General features: G+C 68.6%; 17 protein-coding genes. 13 read left to right on the forward strand and 4 right to left on the reverse strand.

Going from position 1 to position 19,495, the window contains the following annotated elements; genetic code table 11:
- Positions 1-406: response regulator (locus ABY44_RS02860; protein ID WP_431640825.1), on the reverse strand; the 406-nt coding region annotated here is incomplete at its 3' end.
- Between the two features lie 347 nt (positions 407-753).
- Between ABY44_RS02860 and ABY44_RS02865 the strand changes: the two genes are divergently transcribed.
- Positions 754-1,182 (forward strand): hypothetical protein, encoded by a 429-nt coding sequence (locus ABY44_RS02865; protein ID WP_060173209.1) that lies wholly within the window; start codon positions 754-756, stop codon positions 1,180-1,182.
- A 57-nt stretch (positions 1,183-1,239) separates the two neighbouring features.
- Here ABY44_RS02865 and ABY44_RS02870 read toward each other — a convergent pair whose 3' ends face one another.
- On the reverse strand, positions 1,240-1,464 hold the full coding sequence (locus tag ABY44_RS02870; protein WP_027791241.1) for a hypothetical protein: 225 nt from the start codon (positions 1,462-1,464) through the stop codon (positions 1,240-1,242).
- 338 nt (positions 1,465-1,802) lie between these two features.
- On the opposite strand from ABY44_RS02870, the gene ABY44_RS02875 reads away from it, so the two are divergent.
- The 4 genes from ABY44_RS02875 to ABY44_RS02890 all read left to right on the forward strand — a co-directional run bounded on the left by ABY44_RS02875 (position 1,803) and on the right by ABY44_RS02890 (position 4,920).
- Positions 1,803-2,492, forward strand: a complete 690-nt coding sequence (locus ABY44_RS02875; protein WP_027791242.1) for a DUF969 domain-containing protein — start codon at positions 1,803-1,805, stop codon at positions 2,490-2,492.
- The gene (locus tag ABY44_RS02880; RefSeq protein WP_027791243.1) at positions 2,489-3,439 is read left to right on the forward strand and encodes a DUF979 domain-containing protein; all 951 of its coding nucleotides are present in this window, start codon (positions 2,489-2,491) and stop codon (positions 3,437-3,439) included. Before ABY44_RS02875 ends, ABY44_RS02880 begins: the two co-directional genes overlap by 4 nt.
- Before the next feature lie 19 nt (positions 3,440-3,458).
- Entirely contained in the window at positions 3,459-4,481 is a 1,023-nt protein-coding gene (locus ABY44_RS02885; protein ID WP_027791244.1) for a DUF2891 domain-containing protein, read from the forward strand.
- A 115-nt stretch (positions 4,482-4,596) separates the two neighbouring features.
- The gene (locus ABY44_RS02890; protein WP_027791245.1) at positions 4,597-4,920 is read left to right on the forward strand and encodes a hypothetical protein; all 324 of its coding nucleotides are present in this window, start codon (positions 4,597-4,599) and stop codon (positions 4,918-4,920) included.
- Positions 4,921-5,015: 95 nt separating this feature from the next.
- Here ABY44_RS02890 and ABY44_RS02895 read toward each other — a convergent pair whose 3' ends face one another.
- Positions 5,016-5,840, reverse strand: coding sequence for an IclR family transcriptional regulator (locus ABY44_RS02895; protein ID WP_060173210.1), 825 nt, complete (start codon positions 5,838-5,840; stop codon positions 5,016-5,018).
- 189 nt (positions 5,841-6,029) lie between these two features.
- Here ABY44_RS02895 and ABY44_RS02900 point away from each other — a divergent pair, with 189 nt between their 5' ends.
- The 7 genes from ABY44_RS02900 to ABY44_RS02930 all read left to right on the forward strand — a co-directional run bounded on the left by ABY44_RS02900 (position 6,030) and on the right by ABY44_RS02930 (position 17,560).
- Positions 6,030-7,685 carry a GMC family oxidoreductase gene (locus tag ABY44_RS02900; protein ID WP_060173211.1) on the forward strand — a complete coding sequence of 552 codons (1,656 nt, stop codon included), beginning with the start codon at positions 6,030-6,032 and terminating at the stop codon, positions 7,683-7,685.
- 128 nt (positions 7,686-7,813) lie between these two features.
- The gene (locus ABY44_RS02905) at positions 7,814-9,118 is read left to right on the forward strand and encodes an MFS transporter (protein WP_060173212.1); all 1,305 of its coding nucleotides are present in this window, start codon (positions 7,814-7,816) and stop codon (positions 9,116-9,118) included.
- Between the two features lie 504 nt (positions 9,119-9,622).
- Positions 9,623-11,038, forward strand: a complete 1,416-nt coding sequence (locus ABY44_RS02910) for an NAD(P)/FAD-dependent oxidoreductase (RefSeq protein WP_021157628.1) — start codon at positions 9,623-9,625, stop codon at positions 11,036-11,038.
- 189 nt (positions 11,039-11,227) lie between these two features.
- Positions 11,228-12,652, forward strand: coding sequence for an amino acid permease (locus tag ABY44_RS02915; RefSeq protein WP_027791249.1), 1,425 nt, complete (start codon positions 11,228-11,230; stop codon positions 12,650-12,652).
- Positions 12,653-12,875: 223 nt separating this feature from the next.
- Positions 12,876-15,812, forward strand: a complete 2,937-nt coding sequence (locus ABY44_RS02920; protein ID WP_060173213.1) for a molybdopterin oxidoreductase family protein — start codon at positions 12,876-12,878, stop codon at positions 15,810-15,812.
- Positions 15,813-15,828: 16 nt separating this feature from the next.
- Positions 15,829-16,575 (forward strand): 4Fe-4S dicluster domain-containing protein, encoded by a 747-nt coding sequence (locus ABY44_RS02925; RefSeq protein WP_048026277.1) that lies wholly within the window; start codon positions 15,829-15,831, stop codon positions 16,573-16,575.
- Positions 16,576-16,612: 37 nt separating this feature from the next.
- Positions 16,613-17,560, forward strand: coding sequence for a dimethyl sulfoxide reductase anchor subunit family protein (locus ABY44_RS02930; RefSeq protein WP_059684232.1), 948 nt, complete (start codon positions 16,613-16,615; stop codon positions 17,558-17,560).
- Between the two features lie 26 nt (positions 17,561-17,586).
- Here the strand turns inward: ABY44_RS02930 and ABY44_RS02935 are convergent, their stop codons facing one another.
- Positions 17,587-18,339 carry an IclR family transcriptional regulator gene (locus tag ABY44_RS02935; protein ID WP_021157633.1) on the reverse strand — a complete coding sequence of 251 codons (753 nt, stop codon included), beginning with the start codon at positions 18,337-18,339 and terminating at the stop codon, positions 17,587-17,589.
- 210 nt (positions 18,340-18,549) lie between these two features.
- Here ABY44_RS02935 and ABY44_RS02940 point away from each other — a divergent pair.
- The coding region (locus ABY44_RS02940) for an AAA family ATPase (RefSeq protein WP_431640827.1) at positions 18,550-19,495 on the forward strand (946 nt) is incomplete at its 3' end.

Genomic DNA, 19,495 nt, shown 5'->3' on the forward strand with positions numbered 1-19,495 from the left:
CGCCGGGCGCGTCGAGCAGGCGGCCGATCTGGTCGATCTTCGCGAGCAGCAGCCGGGTCGTGTCGCCGGCCGAGCCGTCGCCGAGCCGCGGCGTATCGACCGCGTCGAGCGCGCCGGCGCCCATCGCCTCGAACACGCGCCACGCATTCGCGCCGATGCAGCTCGTCACGATCAGGATCGCGCACGGTCGTTCGGATCGCATGATCCGCCGCGTCGCTTCGATCCCGTCGAATTTCGGCATGATCAGGTCCATCAGCACGACGTCGGGCGGCTGCGTGGCGCATAGTTCGACGGCTTGCGCGCCGTCGGTCGCGACCCACAGCACGCGGTGCTCGGGCCGTCGCGCGATCGCGCGGCGCATCGCCTCGACGGCAAGCGGGAGGTCGTTGACGATGCCGATGTTCACAAGCGGAATTCTCCGGTCGGTTCGTGATGCTGGAGGTGGGCCGGGTTCATGGAAGGAGGGGGCCTGTTCGGCGCCGCCGGACGGCATCGGCGGCCGGACGGCACGGCATTCTTTTCGGTTGGCGACGCCCCGAATGCTGTCATGCGGCGCGGGCGGCGGCAATCGAAAAATTTGCGCATTGCGCCGATTCAGTGCGTTTCCTCTATGACTGTGTGGTGTTTGCGGCGGGCGGCGGAGCCGGGCCGGCCCGCGCGTGCGTGCATGGCCGCGCGGTTTCGGCACGGCAGGCCGCGGAAGCCGGCATGTTACCGTGGCGGCTTCGAAGAAAAAGACGAGGAGAATTCAGGATGGCCGTGCCCGACACCGTACTCGTCAGCCGCGCCCCGTGGGCGCCGATCGTCACCGAGCATGACGGCCGGTTGCTGTACCGGATCTACATCGAGAGCGGACATGCGTCGTTCCACCGCGATTTCCCGGTCGATCCCGACGCGGTGCGCGTGCTGCGCGACGACGCCGAGCGCTACTACTTCCTGTTCGCGGCGCTTCACCATCCATACCAGCTGAGCGCGACGAACCTGTCCGACGCGGAGCGCGAACGCTACTTCAGCACGATCCTGTTTGCCGGCCGCGACGAAGTCGAAGCCTTCATGACGGCGCTCGACCGCGCCAGCAACGGCGCGGTCGCGAACCTGCTGAGGATCTTCACGCAGGCCGACTACCGGCAACTGCGCGCGGGCCGGTGGTTCGACATGGGTGCCGGCACGCCGGCCGCGTAGCGCCCGCGCAGGCCCGTTTTCCGCTTCGACGGGCGCCGGAGGAAACCGGCCGCGCCGTCAATGGCTGCGCGCGTACCCCTGGATCAGCGCGCGCATCATGCCTTCGACCGTCGCGTCGAGCAGGTCGTCTTCCTGCTCGGCTTCCTCGACGAGCGCGGCATACGCGGTCGCGAGCGTCACGCGATCGACCTCATGGCGTTGCTCCATCAGCGTCACCATCCCGTCCTTCGCCAGATGAGCGGAGAACGCGCGGCTGCCGATGGTCTGGAATACGTCAATCATGGCGGCTCTCCCGTCCATTGCCGATGCTTTCCAGTTTAGTCGGCGCACCGGTGCTCCGCCACGCGCGGCGGCCCGCCGCACGCCGCCCTCCGGGGCGGCAACGCGCGTGCCGCGACCGGTGCGTCCGCGCCGGCCGGCCAGCCACCGATTCCTCGGATGAAACGTCGCCGACACATGGTTCGGGCACGGTGTCCGCACACTTCAACGTTTACCCGAAGCAGCAAATTGTCGACTTTTTATCGATAAAGTCTCGTGCTAGATTGCGCCGTCAGAGCCCGGTCCAAACCGGGCAGGCGGCGCGTTGCCAAGGCGCCGCGCGTCCGATACAAGGAGGAGCAATGCTGGTGCTGATTGGGGTGCCGATCGTCGTGATCGGTTTTGCGCTGCGCTTCAATGCGCTGCTGGTGGTCACGATCGCGGGGCTCGCGACGGGGCTGGCGGGCGGGCTGAATCTCGTCGACATCGTCAGCGCGTTCGGCAAGGCGTTCACCGAAAACCGCTACATGGGGCTCATCTGGCTGACGCTGCCGGTGATCGCGCTGCTCGAGCGCAACGGGCTCAAGGAACAGGCGAAGCGGATGATCTCGCGTGTGCAGGCGGCCACCACCGGCCGCGTGCTGATGCTGTACTTCGTGCTGCGCCAGGCGACGGCCGCGCTCGGCCTCACGTCGCTCGGCGGCCATGCGCAGATGGTGCGGCCGCTGATCGCGCCGATGGCCGAGGCCGCCGCGGTCAACCGGCACGGCGAGCTGCCCGAAGCGGTGCGCCAGCAGATCCGCGCGCATGCGTCGGGCGTCGACAACGTCGCCGTGTTCTTCGGCGAGGACATCTTCATCGCGATCCAGTCGATCCTGCTGATCAAGGGCTTTCTCGAACAGAACGGGATTTCCATCGAACCGCTGCACCTGTCGGTGTGGGCGATCCCGACCGCGATCGCCGCGCTGCTGATCCACTGCACGCGCCTCGCGCTGCTCGACCGCCGGCTCACGCGCGGCTTCGGCCTGGTCGGGCGGGAGGGCGCGCGATGATCGGCCTCGAATCGCTGTACACGCTCGCGGGGCTGATGTTCGCCGCGTTCGCGTGCTTCAACCTGACGGATCGCACGAACCCGCGCCGCATCGTCAATTTCGCGTTCTGGGCGATCTACGCGGTCACGTTCCTGTTCGGCGCGCTGCTGCCGCACTTCGTGACGGGCTGCCTCGCGATCGCGCTCGCGGTGCTCGCCGGCTCGGGCAAGCTCGGGCGCGGCAAGTCCGACGAAGCCGGGGAAGCCGCGGCCGTGCGCCGCGAGACGCTCGCGCAGCGTTTCGGCAACCGGCTGTTCCTGCCCGCGCTGCTGATTCCGGTCGTCACGCTGATCGGGACGTTCGCGCTGAAGGGCGTGCCGTTCGTCGACCAGAAGAGCGTGACGCTGATCTCGCTCGTGCTCGGCACGCTCGTCGCGTTCGCCGTCGCGCTCGCGATGCTGCGCGATTCGCCGGTGCATGCGGTGAGGGAGGCACGCCATACGATGGATGCGGTCGGCTGGGCCGCGATCCTGCCGCAGATGCTCGCGGCGCTCGGCGCGTTGTTCGCGGTCGCGGGTGTCGGCGGCGTGGTGTCGGGGCTCGTGAAGGAGTGGGTGCCGATCGATTCGCCGTTCGCGGTGGTCGCGGCCTACACGGTCGGCATGGCGCTGTTCACGATGATCATGGGCAACGGCTTCGCCGCGTTCCCCGTGATGACGGCCGGCATCGGCCTGCCGCTGATCGTCCACCAGTTCCACGGCAACCCGGCGATCGTCGGCGCGATCGGGATGTTGAGCGGCTTCTGCGGTACGCTGATGACGCCGATGGCCGCGAACTTCAACATCGTGCCGGCGGCGCTGCTCGAACTGAAGGACAAGAACGGCGTGATCAAGGCGCAGTGGCCGACCGCCGTGCTGCTGCTCGCCGTGAACACGTTGCTGATGTATGCGTTCGTATTCCGCTTCTGACTCGATGGACGAGATCCTCATGACCGACCGACTCACCCCCGAACTCGCGTCGAAGTTCGCGTCGCTCGCGCTCGCGCACCTGACCCGCGAATATCCGAACAAGCTCACGCATTCGCTCGCCGGCCCGCAAGACGTGCAGGGGCCGCGCGCGCTGCACCCGATCTTCTACGGCAGCTACGACTGGCACTCGTGCGTGCACGGCTACTGGCTCGTGCTGCGCGTGCTCGAACGCTACCCGGCATTGCCGGAGGCCGAACGCATCGTCGCGATCGTCGATGCGCACTTCACCGATGCGAACGTCGCCGGCGAGCGGGCGTACCTCGCGCTGCCGCACAACAGCGGCTTCGAGCGGCCTTACGGCTGGGCGTGGCTGCTCGCGCTCGCCGCGCAGCTCGAGCGGCTGGCGCTGAGGGGCGCGCTGCCGCAGGCCGCGCGCTGGGCGAAGACGATGGCACCGCTCACCGACCTGTTCGTGTCGCGCTTCGAGACCTTCCTGCCGAAAGCGACCTATCCGCTGCGCGTCGGCACGCACTTCAACACCGCGTTCGCGCTGGCGCTCACGCTCGACTTCGCGCGTGACACGCAGCGCGACGGGCTCGCGGCGCTGATCGTCGATACCGCGAAGCGCTGGCACCTGAACGATGTCGCGTGCCAGGCGTGGGAGCCGTCGGGCGACGAATTCCTGTCGCCCGCGCTGATGGAGGCCGAACTGATGCGGCGCGTGCTGCCGGCCGCCGAATTCGACGGCTGGTTCGCGCGCTTCCTGCCCGATCTCGCGCGCGGCGAGCCGGCGACGCTGTTCGAGCCGGCGACGGTCAGCGATCGCAGCGACGGCAAGATCGCCCATCTCGACGGGCTGAACCTGAGCCGCGCGTGGTGCCAGCGCGCGCTCGCCGGCGCGCTGCCGGAAGGCGACGCGCGGCGCGCGAAGCTGCTCGATGCGGCCGGCCGGCACCTTGCGAGCGCGCTCGCGCACGTGGCCGGCGACTACATGGGCGAGCACTGGCTCGCGACGTTCGCGTTGCTCGCGCTGGAGGCGTAGCGCGCGAAACCCCACGGGCGGCAAGGTCATCGATGCGCGGCTATACTCGCCGCTCGGGCCGCCTCGTGCCATCCATGTTGCGCGAGGCGGCCATCCCTTCGTTCGCCGCCTCGCCATGGACAAGCTCATTTCCTACGTCGCCGCGATCCACGGGCTCGCGGGCCCGGTGTCGATCGTGTCGCATGTCACGTCGCACGACCGCTGGACCGACGACGACGTCGAGGTCACGCGCGACGAAACCGAATACCGCTTCGACAACGGCGCGATCGTGCGCCGCTCGGTCGAGCAGGACCGCGCGCCGTCGGACCTGCTGTGCGCCGAGTGCTGGATCGACTACGACGTGCTTCGCCATCCCGATGCGCAGCCGATCGGCCCGACGCGGATGACGTTCGACAACGCGTGCCGCGAAACCTTCTGGCTGCGTTATCACCTCGCTTGAACGCTTGAACGCTTGACCGCTTGACCGCTTGACCGCGTGACTGCGTGACTGCGTGACCGAGTGACCGAGTGACCGAGTGACCGCGCACAGCCGCTTCAACCCGCCGGCGCGCCATCGGCCGCCTGCAGCAGCGGGGCGAGCCGCGTCGCCGCGTCGCGCATTTTCGGCACGTTCTCCAGCAGGTCGTTGAGCGTCGCGCGCGCGGTCGGCGCATGCACGGCGAGCGCCGCAAGCACGCGGCCGCTCGCCGCATCCTTCACCGGCACCGCGACGGCCACCATCCCGCGCACGAATTCCTCGTTGTCGATACCGACGCCGCGCGCGGCGAGCCGGTCGAGCTCGGCCGCGAGCAGTTGCGCATCGGTCAGCGTCCGGTAGGTCATCTTCTTCAGCGTGAGCCGCGCGAGCATCGCGTTGCGCTCCAGCGCATTCATCTGCGACAGGAACAGCTTGCCGCTCGCCGTGCAGTGCAGCGGCACGCGCATGCCGGGCCGCATCTCGAGCCGCAGCGGCTCGGTCGTCTCGACGCGTTCGACGTACAGCACCGTGTCGCCGTCGAGCGCGGTGAGGTTGCAGGTTTCGCCGAGCACGTCGACGAGCGCGCGCAGCACCGAGCGGCAGCCGCGCGTGAAGGCGTTGTTCGACAGCGCCGCGAGCGCGAACTGCGCGGCGCGCGGGCCGAGCGCGATGCCGCGGTCGTGGCCGCGCGAGTCGGGCATGTGGATCACGTAGCCGCGCGCCTCCAGCGACTCGATCAGCCGCAGCAGCGTCGCCTTCGGGATATGCAGCCGCGCGGCGAGCTGCGACAGCGTGTACGGCTGGCCGGCCGACGCGAGCGCTTCGAGCACGGCGAGGGCGCGCAGCACGCGCGCGTCGTCGGCGGGCGCGCCGTCGGGCAGCGCGGGGGCAGGTTCGCGCATGTGTCTCCTCCGTCGGGATCGGCGTGCGTCCCGGGATGGTGTGTGTGCGATGGAAATGAAACGAATTGAACGGTTTTTGTACCACATTCGCCGCGTGGACGATAAATCGGCTTGTACGTGCTCCGTGTGCTCAATAAATTTGGACGAAACATACCGGATTTTTTCAAAACCCCGGAACGGAGACACGGAATGACACGCAGCTTCGACTATGTCGTGGTCGGCGCGGGATCGGCCGGTTGCGTCCTCGCCAACCGGCTGTCCGACGGCGGCCGCCATACGGTGTGCCTGCTGGAAGCCGGCCCCGCCGACAGCTATATGTGGATCCACGTGCCGATCGGCTACGGCAAGACGATGTTCCACCCCGTGTACAACTGGGGCTTCCACACCGATCCCGATCCGAACATGCACAACCGCCGCCTGTACTGGCCGCGCGGCCGCACGCTCGGCGGCTGCAGCTCGATCAACGGGCTGATCTACGTGCGCGGGCAGCAGCAGGACTACGATCACTGGGCCGCGCTCGGCAATCGCGGCTGGAGCTGGCGCGAATGCCTGCCGTATTTCCGCAAGCTCGAACACAACACGCTCGGCGAAGGGCCGACGCGCGGCACCGGCGGCCCGCTGTGGGCTTCCGCGATCCGGCAGCGGCACGAACTCGTCGATGCGTTCGTCGCCGCGTCGAACCGGCTCGGCGTGCGCACCGTCGACGATTTCAACACGGGCGACCAGGAAGGCGTGGGCTACTACCAGCTCACCACGCGCAACGGGCTGCGCTGCTCGACGGCGGTGGCCTACCTGAAACCCGCGCGCGGGCGGCCGAACCTGCATGTCGAAACCGATGCGCAGGCGCTGAAGGTGCTGTTCGACGGCACGCAGGCGTCCGGCGTGCGGTACGTGCAGCACGGCAAGGTTCACGACGTGCGTGCGCTGCGCGAGGTGATCCTCGCGGCCGGCGCGCTGCAGTCGCCGCAACTGCTGCAGGTGTCGGGCGTCGGGCCGGCCGCGCTGCTTGGGCGGCACGGGATTCCGGTCGTCGCCGATCGGGCGGGCGTCGGCGAGAACCTGCAGGATCATCTGCAGATTCGTCTGATCTATGAAGTGACGAAACCGATCACGACCAACGACGAACTGCAATCGTGGGTCGGCCGCGCGAAGATGGGGCTGCAATGGGCGCTGTTCCGCGGCGGCCCGCTCGCGATCGGCATCAACCAGGGCGGGATGTTCTGCCGTGCGCTGCCGGACGAATCGGCGACGCCCGACATCCAGTTCCATTTCTCGACGCTGTCGGCGGATTCGGCGGGCGGCAGCGTGCATCCGTTTCCCGGCTGCACGTATTCGATCTGCCAGCTGCGGCCCGAATCGCGCGGCACCGTGCGAATCCGCACCGACGATGCGCGCGACGCGCCGTCGATCCAGCCGAACTATCTCGACACCGAGCGCGACCGCCGCACGACGGTGGCCGGCGTGCGCTTCGCGCGACGCGTCGCGGCCGCCGAGCCGATGGCGCCGCTGATGAAGCGCGAGGTGCGGCCGGGCGCGGACGCGCAGACGGACGACGAACTGCTCGAGTTCTGCCGGGAATACGGGCAGACGATCTTTCATCCGTCCGGTACGGCGAAAATGGGCGTCGCGAGCGATCCGCTCGCGGTCGTCGACGAGCGGCTGCGCGTGTACGGCACGCGCGGGCTGCGCGTGGTCGACTGCTCGATCATGCCGACCCTCGTATCGGGCAATACCAACGTGCCGATCGTGATGGTCGCCGAGAAGGCGTCCGACATGATCCTCGACGACGCGCGCGCCGCCGATCGCGGCCGCAGCGTCGCACCGGCCGCCGAGGCCGTCGCGTAGGGGCTCGCCACGCATCTTCCCGCGTGGCCCGTGCGCCTGCGCCCGGACGGCCGCCGCGCGTTCATCGATGCCCCCGCCGGTACGGCGCCGGGGCAGGTTGCGGCGCATCCTTACCTGGAGAAGCTCGCATGGCAATCGAATCCCGGGTCGTCCGACGCGTGGCCGCGGCCAGCGTGATCGGCGCGACCGTCGAGTGGTACGACTTTTTCCTGTACGGCGTGGTCGCCGGCATCGTGTTCGACAAGCAGTACTTTCCGGCGGGCGACCCGTTCGTGTCGACGATGCTCGCGTATGCGACGTTCGCGGTCGGCTTCGTCACGCGGCCGCTCGGCGGCTTGCTGTTCGGCCATCTCGGCGACCGCGTCGGGCGCAAGTCCGCGCTGATCCTGACGATGCTGATCATGGGCGTGTCGACGGCCGGCGTCGCGTTCCTGCCGACCTACGCGCAGATCGGCATGTGGGCGCCGGTGCTGCTGCTGACGCTGCGCGTGCTGCAGGGCATCGGCCTCGGCGGAGAGTGGGGCGGCGCGGTGCTGATGGCGTACGAATATGCGCCGCCGCACCGGCGCGGGCTGTACGCGAGCCTGCCGCAGATCGGGCTCGCGATCGGGCTGTGCCTCGCGGCCGGCGTGGTCGCGGCGCTGTCGCGCGTGCTGCCGGACGCCGCGTTCCTCGCATGGGGCTGGCGCGTGGCGTTCGCGGCGTCGCTGCTGCTCGTCGCGGTCGGCTTCTACATCCGCACGCGGGTGGCCGATACGCCCGAATTCGTCGCGCTCAAGCGCCAGCGGCGCGATACGAAGCTGCCGGTGGTCGAACTGCTCGCCAACTACCGGCAGGCGATCCTGCTCGGGATGGGCGCGCGCTATATCGACGGCGTGTTCTTCAACGTGTTCGCGGTGTTCTCGATCGGCTACATGACGCGCAACCTGTCGATCTCGCGCGGCGACGCGCTGCTCGGCGTGATGAGCGCGGCGGTCGTGATGTGCGGGTTCATCCCCGTGTTCGGCGGCCTGTCGGACCGGCTCGGCCGCGCGCGGGTGTACCGGTGGGGCGCGACGCTGTGCGGGCTGTCGGTGCTGCCCGCGTTCTGGCTGCTGCAGACGCAGTCGTCGAACCTGCTCGCCGTATGGCTCGCGCTGGTGATCCCGTTCGGGATCTTCTACGCGATGGCGTACGGGCCGGAGGCCGCGCTGTTCGCGGAGCTGTTCGATGCGAACGTGCGGTACACGGGCATTTCGTTCGTCTACCAGGTGTCGGGCATCTTCGCGAGCGGCCTGACGCCGATCGTCGCGACCGCGTTGCTGCGCGTGAACGGCGGTGCGCCGTGGCTCGTCGGGGTGTACGTGATGTTGTCTGCACTCCTGTCGATCGTGTCCGCGCGGGCGATCGAGAAGCGCGGAAGCGTGGCCGAGGTCGCGGTGCGCGCGATGTGACGGCAGGCGGGGCGGATGGAGCGGGCGGGGCGCGGGGCCGTTTCGACGGGGCGGTCGTCGGTCGTCGATCATCAGTCGGCGGCGCCCGTGTCCGCGCCCGCGCCGCTGATCGTTGCCGCCAACCGCTCGTCCGCTGCTGTCTGCCGTTCGGGCTCCCGATTGTCCGGGGGCGAGCCCGCGCCGCGACTGCCGCCGCTCGCCCGCGGTCGCCTGCCATTCACCGCCATTCCCCGCCGTTCGGCACCCTCGCACGCTGGTCCAAGCGAATCCGGCCCACTGGCCCTACCTGCCAAAAAACGGCCTGCCTACACTTTCCTCGACAGATCGCCGCATTGAAGCATCTGCACACGATCGACCCGAAGAGAACGATCAGGAGACAGGCATGACCAACAGGCAGTCGGCAGCATTCGCCCGCCCGGCGAGCGTACGCCCCGCATCAGTCAGTCGAATCGCCTCGCGCGCCCGTTGCGGCGCGGCAGGCAAGCCCGCGTCGGAGGTCTGACCATGTCGACCCCTTCCATCGAACGCACCGCGAGCGGTTTTGCCGGCGGCCGGTCGAACGATACGCGTTACGACCCGACCTACGATCCGCTTGTGTCGCCGGGGCCAGGTTGCGGCAAGCAGTACGCGCCGACCTACTGGGTCGCGACGGCCGGCAACCCGCCGCCCGACGACGGCCCCGTCACGCGCGACCTCGACGTCGACGTCGCGATCATCGGCGCCGGCTACACGGGCCTCGCGACCGCGCTGTGCCTCGCGCGGGACCATGGCATCAAAGCCGTCGTGCTCGAGGCCAACCGCACCAGCTGGGGCTGCAGCAGCCGCAACGGCGGGCAGGGGCAGAACGCGTCGGGCCGGCTGTCGCGCTCGCAGTGGATCGAGCGCTGGGGCAAGGACGTCGCGCTGAAGATGCACGACGAGATCCTCGAAGGCTTCGAACACTTCAAGTCGCTGGTGTCGGAAATCGACTGCGATCCGCAGCCGGGCGGCCATTTCCTGATCGCGCACCGTCCGCGCATCATGGCGAAGCTCGCGGCCGAGGCGAAGGTGTGGAAGGACGTGTTCGGCTACCCGTCCGAACTGCTGAGCGCGGAAACCTTCCGCCGTGAATTCATCAACGACCACGAGGCGGCCGGCGCGCTGCACGAGCCGGAAGGCATCGGCATCCATGCGCTGAAGCTCGCGTTCGGCTACCTGCGCCTCGCGCGCGCAGCCGGCGCGAAGGTGCATACGAGCAGCCCGGTGCTCGGCTTCGAGACGATCGACGGCGTGCACCATCTGCGCACGCCCGGCGGCGTCGTGCGTGCCCGGGCGGTCGGCATCGCGACCGGCGCGTACACGGCGCAGACGCTGCATCCGTCGCTGCGCAGCAAGGTGATGCCGATCCTGTCGAATTCGATGGTCACGCGCCCGCTCACCGACGCGGAAATCGACGCGTGCAATTTCCGCACGACGCAGGTGCTGACCGATACGCGTACGCTGCGCTTCTACTACCGTTTCCTGCCCGATCGCCGTCTGCAGATCGGCAGCCGCAGCGCGATCACCGGCGACGATGCACCGAACCCGCGCCATGTCGAATTGCTGAAGGAAGGGATGGCGCGCAAGTTTCCCGCGCTGCGCGGCGTGCAGATCGATTATTCGTGGTGGGGCTGGGTCGACGTGAGCCACGACATGATGCCGCGCGTGTGCCAGCCCGACCCGCGCCAGTCGGTGTACTACGCGCTCGGCTACGGCGGCAACGGCGTGTCGTATTCGCAGCAGGCCGGCCGCCGGCTCGCCGAACAGATCGCGGGGAAGGGCGCACGCCAGACGCTGCCGATCTTCACGTCGCCGCTGCCCGGCCACCCGTTCGCGCCGTTCCGGCGCATCGGGCAGCGGATGCTCTACCTGTCGTACTTCAGGAACGACGAAAAGCCATGAAAAAGCCCTGAACGCAGTGCACATCGCCCGGCGTGATGCAACGCGCGCCGGGCCGTCCAACACAAGAAAAGCAGCGGAAATCCGTGCGGCCGGGGCTGCAGGCGCCCCTGTACGCGCCGTCGCCGGCGGCGCCCGCGTTCACCCGACGGTGGCGCGGGCGGCGTCCGGACAACTGGATATGGAGAAGACATGCAACCCTCGATGAACCAGAGTGACCTGAAGTGTGGGCTCAAGCAGCGCCACATGACGATGATCGCGCTTGGCGGCGTGATCGGTGCCGGGCTGTTCGTCGGCAGCGGCGTGGTGATTCAGCAGACCGGGCCGGCCGCGATCCTGTCGTTCCTGATCACGGGCGGGCTGGTCGTGCTCGTGATGCGGATGCTCGGCGAGATGGCCTGCGCGATGCCGGCCGTCGGCTCGTTCTACGAATACGCACGGCTCGCGTTCGGCAACTGGCGCGGGCCCGGCAAGATGGCGGGTTTCCTCACCGGCTGGATGTACTGGTATTTCTGGGTGATCGTCGTCGCGCTCGAAGCGGTCGCCGGCGCCAAGCTGATCCAGTTCTGGCTGCCCGACACACCGGCGTGGATCATCAGCCTCGCGCTGCTGGTCGTGCTGACGCTCACGAACCTGATCTCGGTCGGCAGCTACGGCGAGTTCGAGTTCTGGTTCTCGTCGATCAAGGTCGGCGCGATCATCGTGTTCCTGTTCCTCGGCGGCCTCTACGTGCTCGGCCTGTGGCCCGCGTCGATGCACACGACTTCCGTGCTGCCGACGCTGCTCGGCCACGGCGGCTTCATGCCGCTCGGCATCGGGCCGGTGATGAGCGGGGCGGTCGCGGCCACCGGCTTCTACTTCGGCGCCGAGATCGTCACGATCGCGGCGGCCGAGGCCAAGGAGCCCGCGAAAGCCGTCGCGAAGGCCACCAATTCGGTGATCACCCGCGTGCTGGTGTTCTACGTCGGCTCGGTCGCGCTTGTCGTCGCGCTGGTGCCGTGGAATTCGCATCAGATGGCCACGCCGTACGTCAGCGCGCTCGAAGTGATGGGCCTGCCGGCCGCCGCCAACGTGATGAACGCGATCGTGCTGACGGCCGTGCTGTCCGCGCTCAACTCGGGCCTCTATGCGGCGTCGCGGATGCTGTTTGCACTGACCCGTCACGGCGATGCGCCGGCCGCACTCGCGAAGGTCAACAAGCGCGGCGTGCCGGTGCGCGCGATCCTGCTCGGCACGGTGTTCGGCTACGTGTCGGTCGTGATGTCGTACGTGTCGCCCGATACCGTGTTCGCGTTCCTCGTCAATTCGTACGGCACCGTCGCGCTGTTCGTGTACGTGCTGATCGCGTTCTCGCAACTGCGCCTGCGCAAGCGTCTCGACCCGGTGGCCGCGAGCAAGCTGCGCGTCAGGATGTGGGCGTACCCGTACCTCACCTGGGTCGCGATCGTCGGCATGGTCGGCATCCTCGTCGCGATGGCGTTCATCCCGGACCAGCGCAAGCCGCTGTGGCTCGGCGTCGCAAGCCTCGCCGTGCTGGTCGTCGCTTACGGACTCACGCGCCGCAGCCGCCGCGAGCATCTCGACGACAGCGAACTGCTCGCGTATCCGCCGCGGTAATGCCCGGTAACGCATGACGTCGAAGGCCCGGCATGCAAGCCGGGTCTTTGCGCATGCGGCGCCGGCGGCGGCCCGATGGATCGCGCGGCCAACTATCGGGCCGCGCGATAGAACCGATCGGAGGATGCGACTTTATGTCGGCGGCCGGCGCGACTAGCATGGACGAATCGATTCACGGGCGTGCCCCGCGGGGGGCGCCCTCATCCGCGAACGAGGACAGACGATGGAACATCGGGCACGCGAGCGCGACGAGCAGGCCGATATCAAGACGACGACGTGCTACATGTGCGCGTGCCGCTGCGGCATCCGCGTGCACCTGCGCGACGGCGAGGTGCGTTACATCGACGGCAATCCGGAGCATCCGCTGAACCAGGGCGTCATCTGCGCGAAAGGTTCGTCGGGGATCATGAAGCAGTATTCGCCCGCGCGGCTCACGCAGCCGCTGATGCGCAAGCCGGGCGCCGAGCGCGGCGACGCGCAGTTCGAGCCGGTGTCGTGGGACGTCGCGTTCGACGTGCTCGAAAAGCGCCTCGCGCACCTGCGCGCGACCGACCCGAAGCGGTTCGCGCTGTTCACCGGCCGCGACCAGATGCAGGCGCTCACCGGCCTGTTCGCGAAACAGTTCGGTACGCCGAACTATGCGGCGCATGGCGGCTTCTGTTCGGCGAACATGGCGGCCGGGATGATCTACACGATCGGCGGCTCGTTCTGGGAATTCGGCGGGCCCGATCTCGACCACGCAAAGCTGTTCTTCATGATCGGCACCGCGGAAGACCACCATTCGAATCCGCTGAAGATCGCGCTCGGCAAGTTCAAGCGCGCGGGCGGCCGCTTCATCGCGATCAATCCGGTGCGCACCGGCTACGCGGCGATCGCCGACGAATGGATTCCGATTCGCCCCGGCACCGACGGCGCGCTGTTCATGGCGCTGATGCACGAGCTGATCGCGCGCGACGCGTTCGACCTCGAATTCGTGTCGCGCTTCACGAACGCGGCCGAGCTGGTCGACCAGCGCGACGGCGCCGACACGTTCGGGCTGTTCGTGCGTGACGCCGGCGCGCCGGAAGTCAACGCGCTGTATCCGCAGAACCGGATGTGGTGGGACACGAAGACGAACCGCGCGGTGCTGCATCACACAGAAGGCGCCGAACCGGCGCTCGACGGCCGCTACACGCTCGACGACGGCACGCCCGTCGCGCCGTCGTTCACGCTGCTGCGCGAACAGGTGGCCGGTTGCACGCCCGAGTGGGCGGCCGACATCACCGGCATCGCGGCCGACACGATCCGCCGCCTCGCCCGCGAGATGGAGACGGTCGCGCGCGAGCACGCGATCGAGCTGCCGGTGCGCTGGACCGACTCGTGGGGCAAGGAACACACGACGGTGAAGGGCGTGCCGATCGCGTTCCATGCGATGCGCGGGCTCGCCGCCCATTCGAACGGCTTCCAGACGATCCGCGCGCTCGCGGTGCTGATGTCGCTGCTCGGCACGATCGACCGGCCGGGCGGCTTCCGGCACAAGGCGCCGTATCCGCGCGCGGTGCCGCCGTCGGCGAAACCGCCGAACGATCCCGCCCAGGTCAGACCGAACACGCCGCTTGCGACCGGCCCGCTCGGCTGGCCCGCCGGCCCCGAGGACCTGTTCGTGCATCCGGACGGCACGCCCGCGCGGCTGGACAAAGCGTTCTCCTGGGAATACCCGCTCGCGGTGCACGGGCTCATGCATTCGGTGATCACCAATGCGTGGCGCGGCGATCCCTATCCGATCGATACGCTGCTGATCTTCATGGCCAACATGGCGTGGAATTCGTCGATGAACACGACGGAAGTGCGCAAGATGCTGGTCGACAAGCGCGACGACGGCGAATACCGGATCCCGTTCCTCGTCGTGTGCGATGCGTTCGCGTCGGAGATGACGGCGTTCGCCGACCTGATCCTGCCCGACACCACCTACCTCGAACGGCATGACGTGATGTCGGTGCTCGACCGGCCGATCTCCGAATTCGACGGCCCGGTCGACTCGGTGCGCGTGCCCGTCGTGCCGCCGACCGGCGAGTGCAAGCCGTTCCAGGAAGTGCTGATCGAGCTCGCGAGCCGGCTGAAGTTTCCGGCCTTCACGACGGCGGACGGGCAGCGCAAGTACCGCGACTATCCGGATTTCGTCGTCAACTTCCAGACCGCGCCCGATTCGGGCACCGGCTTCCTGATCGGCTGGCGCGGCAAGGACGGCGACAAGGCCGTCGTCGGCGAGCCGAACCCCGACCAGTGGAAGCGTTACGCGGAGAACAACTGCGTGTACCACCACCGGTTGCCGGAGCCGCTGCAGTACATGCGCAACTGCAACGGGCCTTACATGCAGTGGGCGGTCGACAACGGGATGCGCAAGTTCGGCGTGCCGATCGTGATCCAGCTCTACTCGGACGTGATGCAGAAATTCCGGCTCGCCGCGCAGGGGCGTACGTCGGGCCGCCAGCCGCCCGACCATTTGCGCGAACGCATCGCGCGTTATTTCGATCCGCTGCCGTTCTGGCACCGGTCGCTCGAAAGCGGGTTGACCGACGCGGGCCGCTATCCGCTCGCGGCGATCACGCAGCGGCCGATGGCGATGTACCACTCGTGGGATTCGCAGAACGCGTGGCTGCGGCAGATCCACGGCGAGAACCATCTGTTCGTGAACCCCGTGACGGCCGCCGCGCAGCAGATCGACGACGGCGCGTGGATCTACGTCGAATCGCCGTGGGGCAAGGTGCGTTGCCGCGCACGCTACAGCGAGGCCGTGGAGCCCGGCACCGTGTGGACGTGGAACGCGATCGGCAAGGCGGCCGGCGCGTGGAACCTCGGGCCGCAGGCGGGTGAGTCGCAGCGCGGTTTCCTGCTGAACCACGTCATTACCGACGAGCTGCCGGATGCGGCGCGCGACGGCGCGCGGATGTCGAACTCCGATCCGATCACCGGGCAGGCCGGCTGGTACGACGTGCAGGTGCGGATCTATCCGGCCGAAGCCGATGCGGCGACCACGCTGCCGCAGTTCGCGCCGATGCCGGCGCTGCCCGGCACGCCGCGCGTGCTGCAGCGCGTGCAGGCGTATTTCGCGGGCACCGGCGCATTCGCCGCGCGGCTGCGGCGCGCGACTTCCGCCGGCCCCAAACCTGACGACCGTTGATCGAAGGAGCACGACCATGACCCAGATGGCCCTCGTCATCGACCTGAACGTGTGCGTCGGCTGCCATGCCTGCGTGACGAGCTGCAAGGAATGGAACACGTCGGGCGAAGCCGGCAGTCTCGCCGATCTGCGCCCGTACGACGACGATCCGTCCGGCACCTTCTTCAATCGCGTGCAGACGTACGAAGCGGGCGTATTCCCGATGACCGACACGATCCATTTCCCGAAGTCGTGCCTGCATTGCGAGGATCCGCCGTGCGTGCCCGTCTGTCCGACCGGCGCGAGCTACAAGCGCAAGTCGGACGGGATCGTGCTGGTCGACTACGACAAGTGCATCGGCTGCAAATACTGCGCGTGGGCGTGCCCGTACGGCGCGCGCGAACTCGACGAAGGCCGCAAGGAGATGACGAAGTGCACGCTGTGCGCGGACCGCATCGACAACGACGCACTGCCCGAACGCGACCGGAAACCGGCGTGCGTGCTCGCGTGCCCGACGTCGGCGCGGCTGTTCGGCGACGTGCACGATCCGGAGTCGGACGTGTCGCGCGCGATCCGCGAACGCGGCGGTTATGCGTTGATGCCCGAATGGGGCACGCGGCCGTCGAACCATTACCTGCCGCGCGTGAAGACCGAAGCATCGTGCGCATGCGGCAGCGGCGGCGGATGCGGCAGCGGGTCGACCGGCCGCGACGAGAGCGACTCGTTCGAAGCCCGCGCGGCGCGCGGCGACGTCGATCTCGTATCGCTCGCGACGCAGCGCTGAGCCCCGCGCTTTTCATCCAGAACCAGACGGAGTTGCCATGCGTCCAGCCTTTTCGGTCGTTTTCCTCACCACGCTGTGCGGCGCCGCACAGGGTTTGCTGTTGACGCTCGTGAGCGTCGAGGCGCTCGCGCGCCTGGCCGGCGTCGACGTGGCCGCCGCGTTCTACGTGACCGGCGCCGCGCTGTCGGTCGCGCTCGGCGTGCTCGGCCTGTTCGCGTCGTTCTTCCATCTCGGCCACCCCGAACGCGCGTGGCGCGCGATCGCGATGTGGCGCACGTCGTGGCTGTCGCGCGAATGCATTGCGCTGCCGGTGTTTCTCGCGTGCGCGTTCGCGTATGGCGTGGCCCACCTGTTCGGCTGGCCCGGGACGTTGCTGATCGGCGCGGCCGGCGCGCTCGCGAGCGTCGCGCTGTTCGTGTGTACCGCGATGATCTACGCGTGCCTGCGTTTCCTGCAGGAATGGGCGAGCCCGTTGACGCTCGTGAACTTCGTGCTGCTCGGCTGCGCGTCGGGCTGCACGCTGGCGACGGCTTGCGCCGCGTGGCTCGCGCCGGCGCTGGTCGGCCGGCTCGCGGCGGCCGCGTGCGTGCTGACGCTCGCGGGCTGCGTCGCACGGCTCGCGTCGCTCGCGCGCAATGCGCGGCTGCGGCCGAAGTCGACCGTGCAGAGCGCGACCGGTATTCGCCACGAGAAGGTCGAACAGAAATCGCGCGGTTTCACGGCCAGCGCGTTCAATACGCGGGAGTTCTTTCACGGGCAGGGCAACGGCACGTTGCGTGCGGTGAAGGCCGGCTTCCTGACCGGCGCATTCGCGGTGCCGTTCGTGCTGACCGGCGCGGGCGCGCTCGCGCCGACGTCGGTCGCGGCGGCCGTCGTGCTCGGCGCGGCATTCGTGATCCAGTATGCGGGGCTGGTCGCGGAACGCTGGTTCTTCTTCGCGGATGCGCGGCATCCGCAGAACATCTACTACCAGCGCGCGTCATGACGTTGCGCGCGTGCCGCCGCGCGGCGCTAGAAGGTCGCCGCGAGCGCGCCGGCCGCTTCCTGCAGGCGCGGCACGCAGTCGAGCAGTCGCGACAGCGGTGCGCGCGACACGGGCGCATGCACGGCGACCGCGGCGATGCACGCGCCGTCGTCGCCGACGACCGGTGCCGCGATGCACGCGATGCCCGCGACGAATTCCTCGTTGTCGATCGCGACGCCCTTGTGCGCGGTGCGGTCGAGTTCGGCTTCGAGCAGTTCGGGATCGGAGATCGTATTCGGCGTGTAGCGCGGCAGCGCCAGCGCGCGCACCAGCGCGGCGCGCTCGTCGCGCGGCAGCAGCGCGAGCAGCAGCTTGCCGCTGGCGCTGCAATGCGCGGGCACGCGCGAGCCGGGCTTCAGGTCGAGCCGCAGCGGCCAGTCGGCTTCGACGCGGTCGAGATAGACGACTTCCGTGTCGTGCAGCGCGGTGAGGTTGCAGGTTTCGCCGAGATCGGCGACGAGCCGTTCGAGGATCGCATGGCGCAGCCGGCGCGCGCCCGCATGCAGCATCACGCCGGTGCCGAGCCGGGCGAGGCGCGGGCCGATCGCGTACGCGTTCTTGCGGCCCGGCTCGCGGATCACGAGGCCACCGGCTTCGAGCGACGCGAGCATCCGGTGCAGTGACGCCTTCGGGATATCGACTTCGCGCACGAGATCGGCGAGCGACACGGCATCGCCGGCCTGGACGAGATGTTCGAGCAGCGCGAAGGCGCGCAGCGTGGGCGTATCCGCGGGCAGCATGGCAGGCGTTCCGGAAACTGGACTGCGGCCATTGTACCGAACGGCCCGACAGGCCGGCCGCGCGGGGCGGCGGGTGCGGCAAGCCGGTACGGACTGCCTGCGATGGAACGAATCGTTCCGTAAACAAGGATCGACGCCCGCGCATCGGATAACGACACGCAAACACCGACAAACACCGACAAAGACAGGCAACGACAGGAGCGCAACGCAATGGAAGGGGTGACGAACAAGCCGGACTGCATGGTGTCGGTCCGCGAACGGTTCGGGTTCGATTCGGACCTGATGGTGCCCGCGTTCAGCGCGCGCGACGACCACGTGCCCGATATCGACGACGCATACCGTTTCAACCCGGACGTCACGCTCGCGATCCTCGCCGGCTTCGCGCGCAACCGCCGCGTGCTCGTGCAGGGGATGCACGGCACCGGCAAGTCGACGCATATCGAACAGGTCGCGGCGCGGCTGAACTGGCCGTGCGTGCGCGTGAACCTCGACGGCCACATCAGCCGGCTCGACCTCGTCGGCAAGGATGCGATCGTCGTGCGCGACGACGTGCAGGTGACCGAGTTCCAGGAAGGCATCGTGCCGTGGGCGCTGCAGCGGCCCGTCGCGCTGATCTTCGACGAATACGATGCGGGGCGGCCCGACGTGATGTTCGTGATCCAGCGGATTCTCGAACGCGACGGCAAGTTCACGCTGCTCGACCAGAACCGCGTGATCCATCCGCATCCGTCGTTCCGGCTGTTCGCGACGGCGAACACGGTCGGGCTCGGCAACCTGAACGGGCTGTATCACGGCACGCAGATGCTCAACCATGCGCAGATGGATCGCTGGAACGTGGTCGCCACGCTCGACTATCTGCCGCGCGACGAGGAGATCGGCATCGTGCGCGCGCGCGTGCCCGAACTCGCCGACGAAGCCGGCCGCCCGCTGCTCGAATCGATGGTGAGCCTCGCGGAGCTGACGCGCAACGGCTTCGCGACCGGCGATTTGTCCACGCTGATGTCGCCGCGCACGGTGATCAACTGGGCCGAGAACTGCCAGATTTTCCGCGATCCGGCACTCGCGTTCCGGCTCACGTTCCTGAACAAGTGCGACGACGCCGAGCGGCCCGTCGTCGCCGAGTATTACCAGCGCTGTTTCGGCGAGGAACTGGCGG

The organism is Burkholderia sp. ZZQ-2 (assembly GCF_050768715.1).
Taxonomy (GTDB): Bacteria; Pseudomonadota; Gammaproteobacteria; order Burkholderiales; family Burkholderiaceae; genus Burkholderia; species Burkholderia cepacia.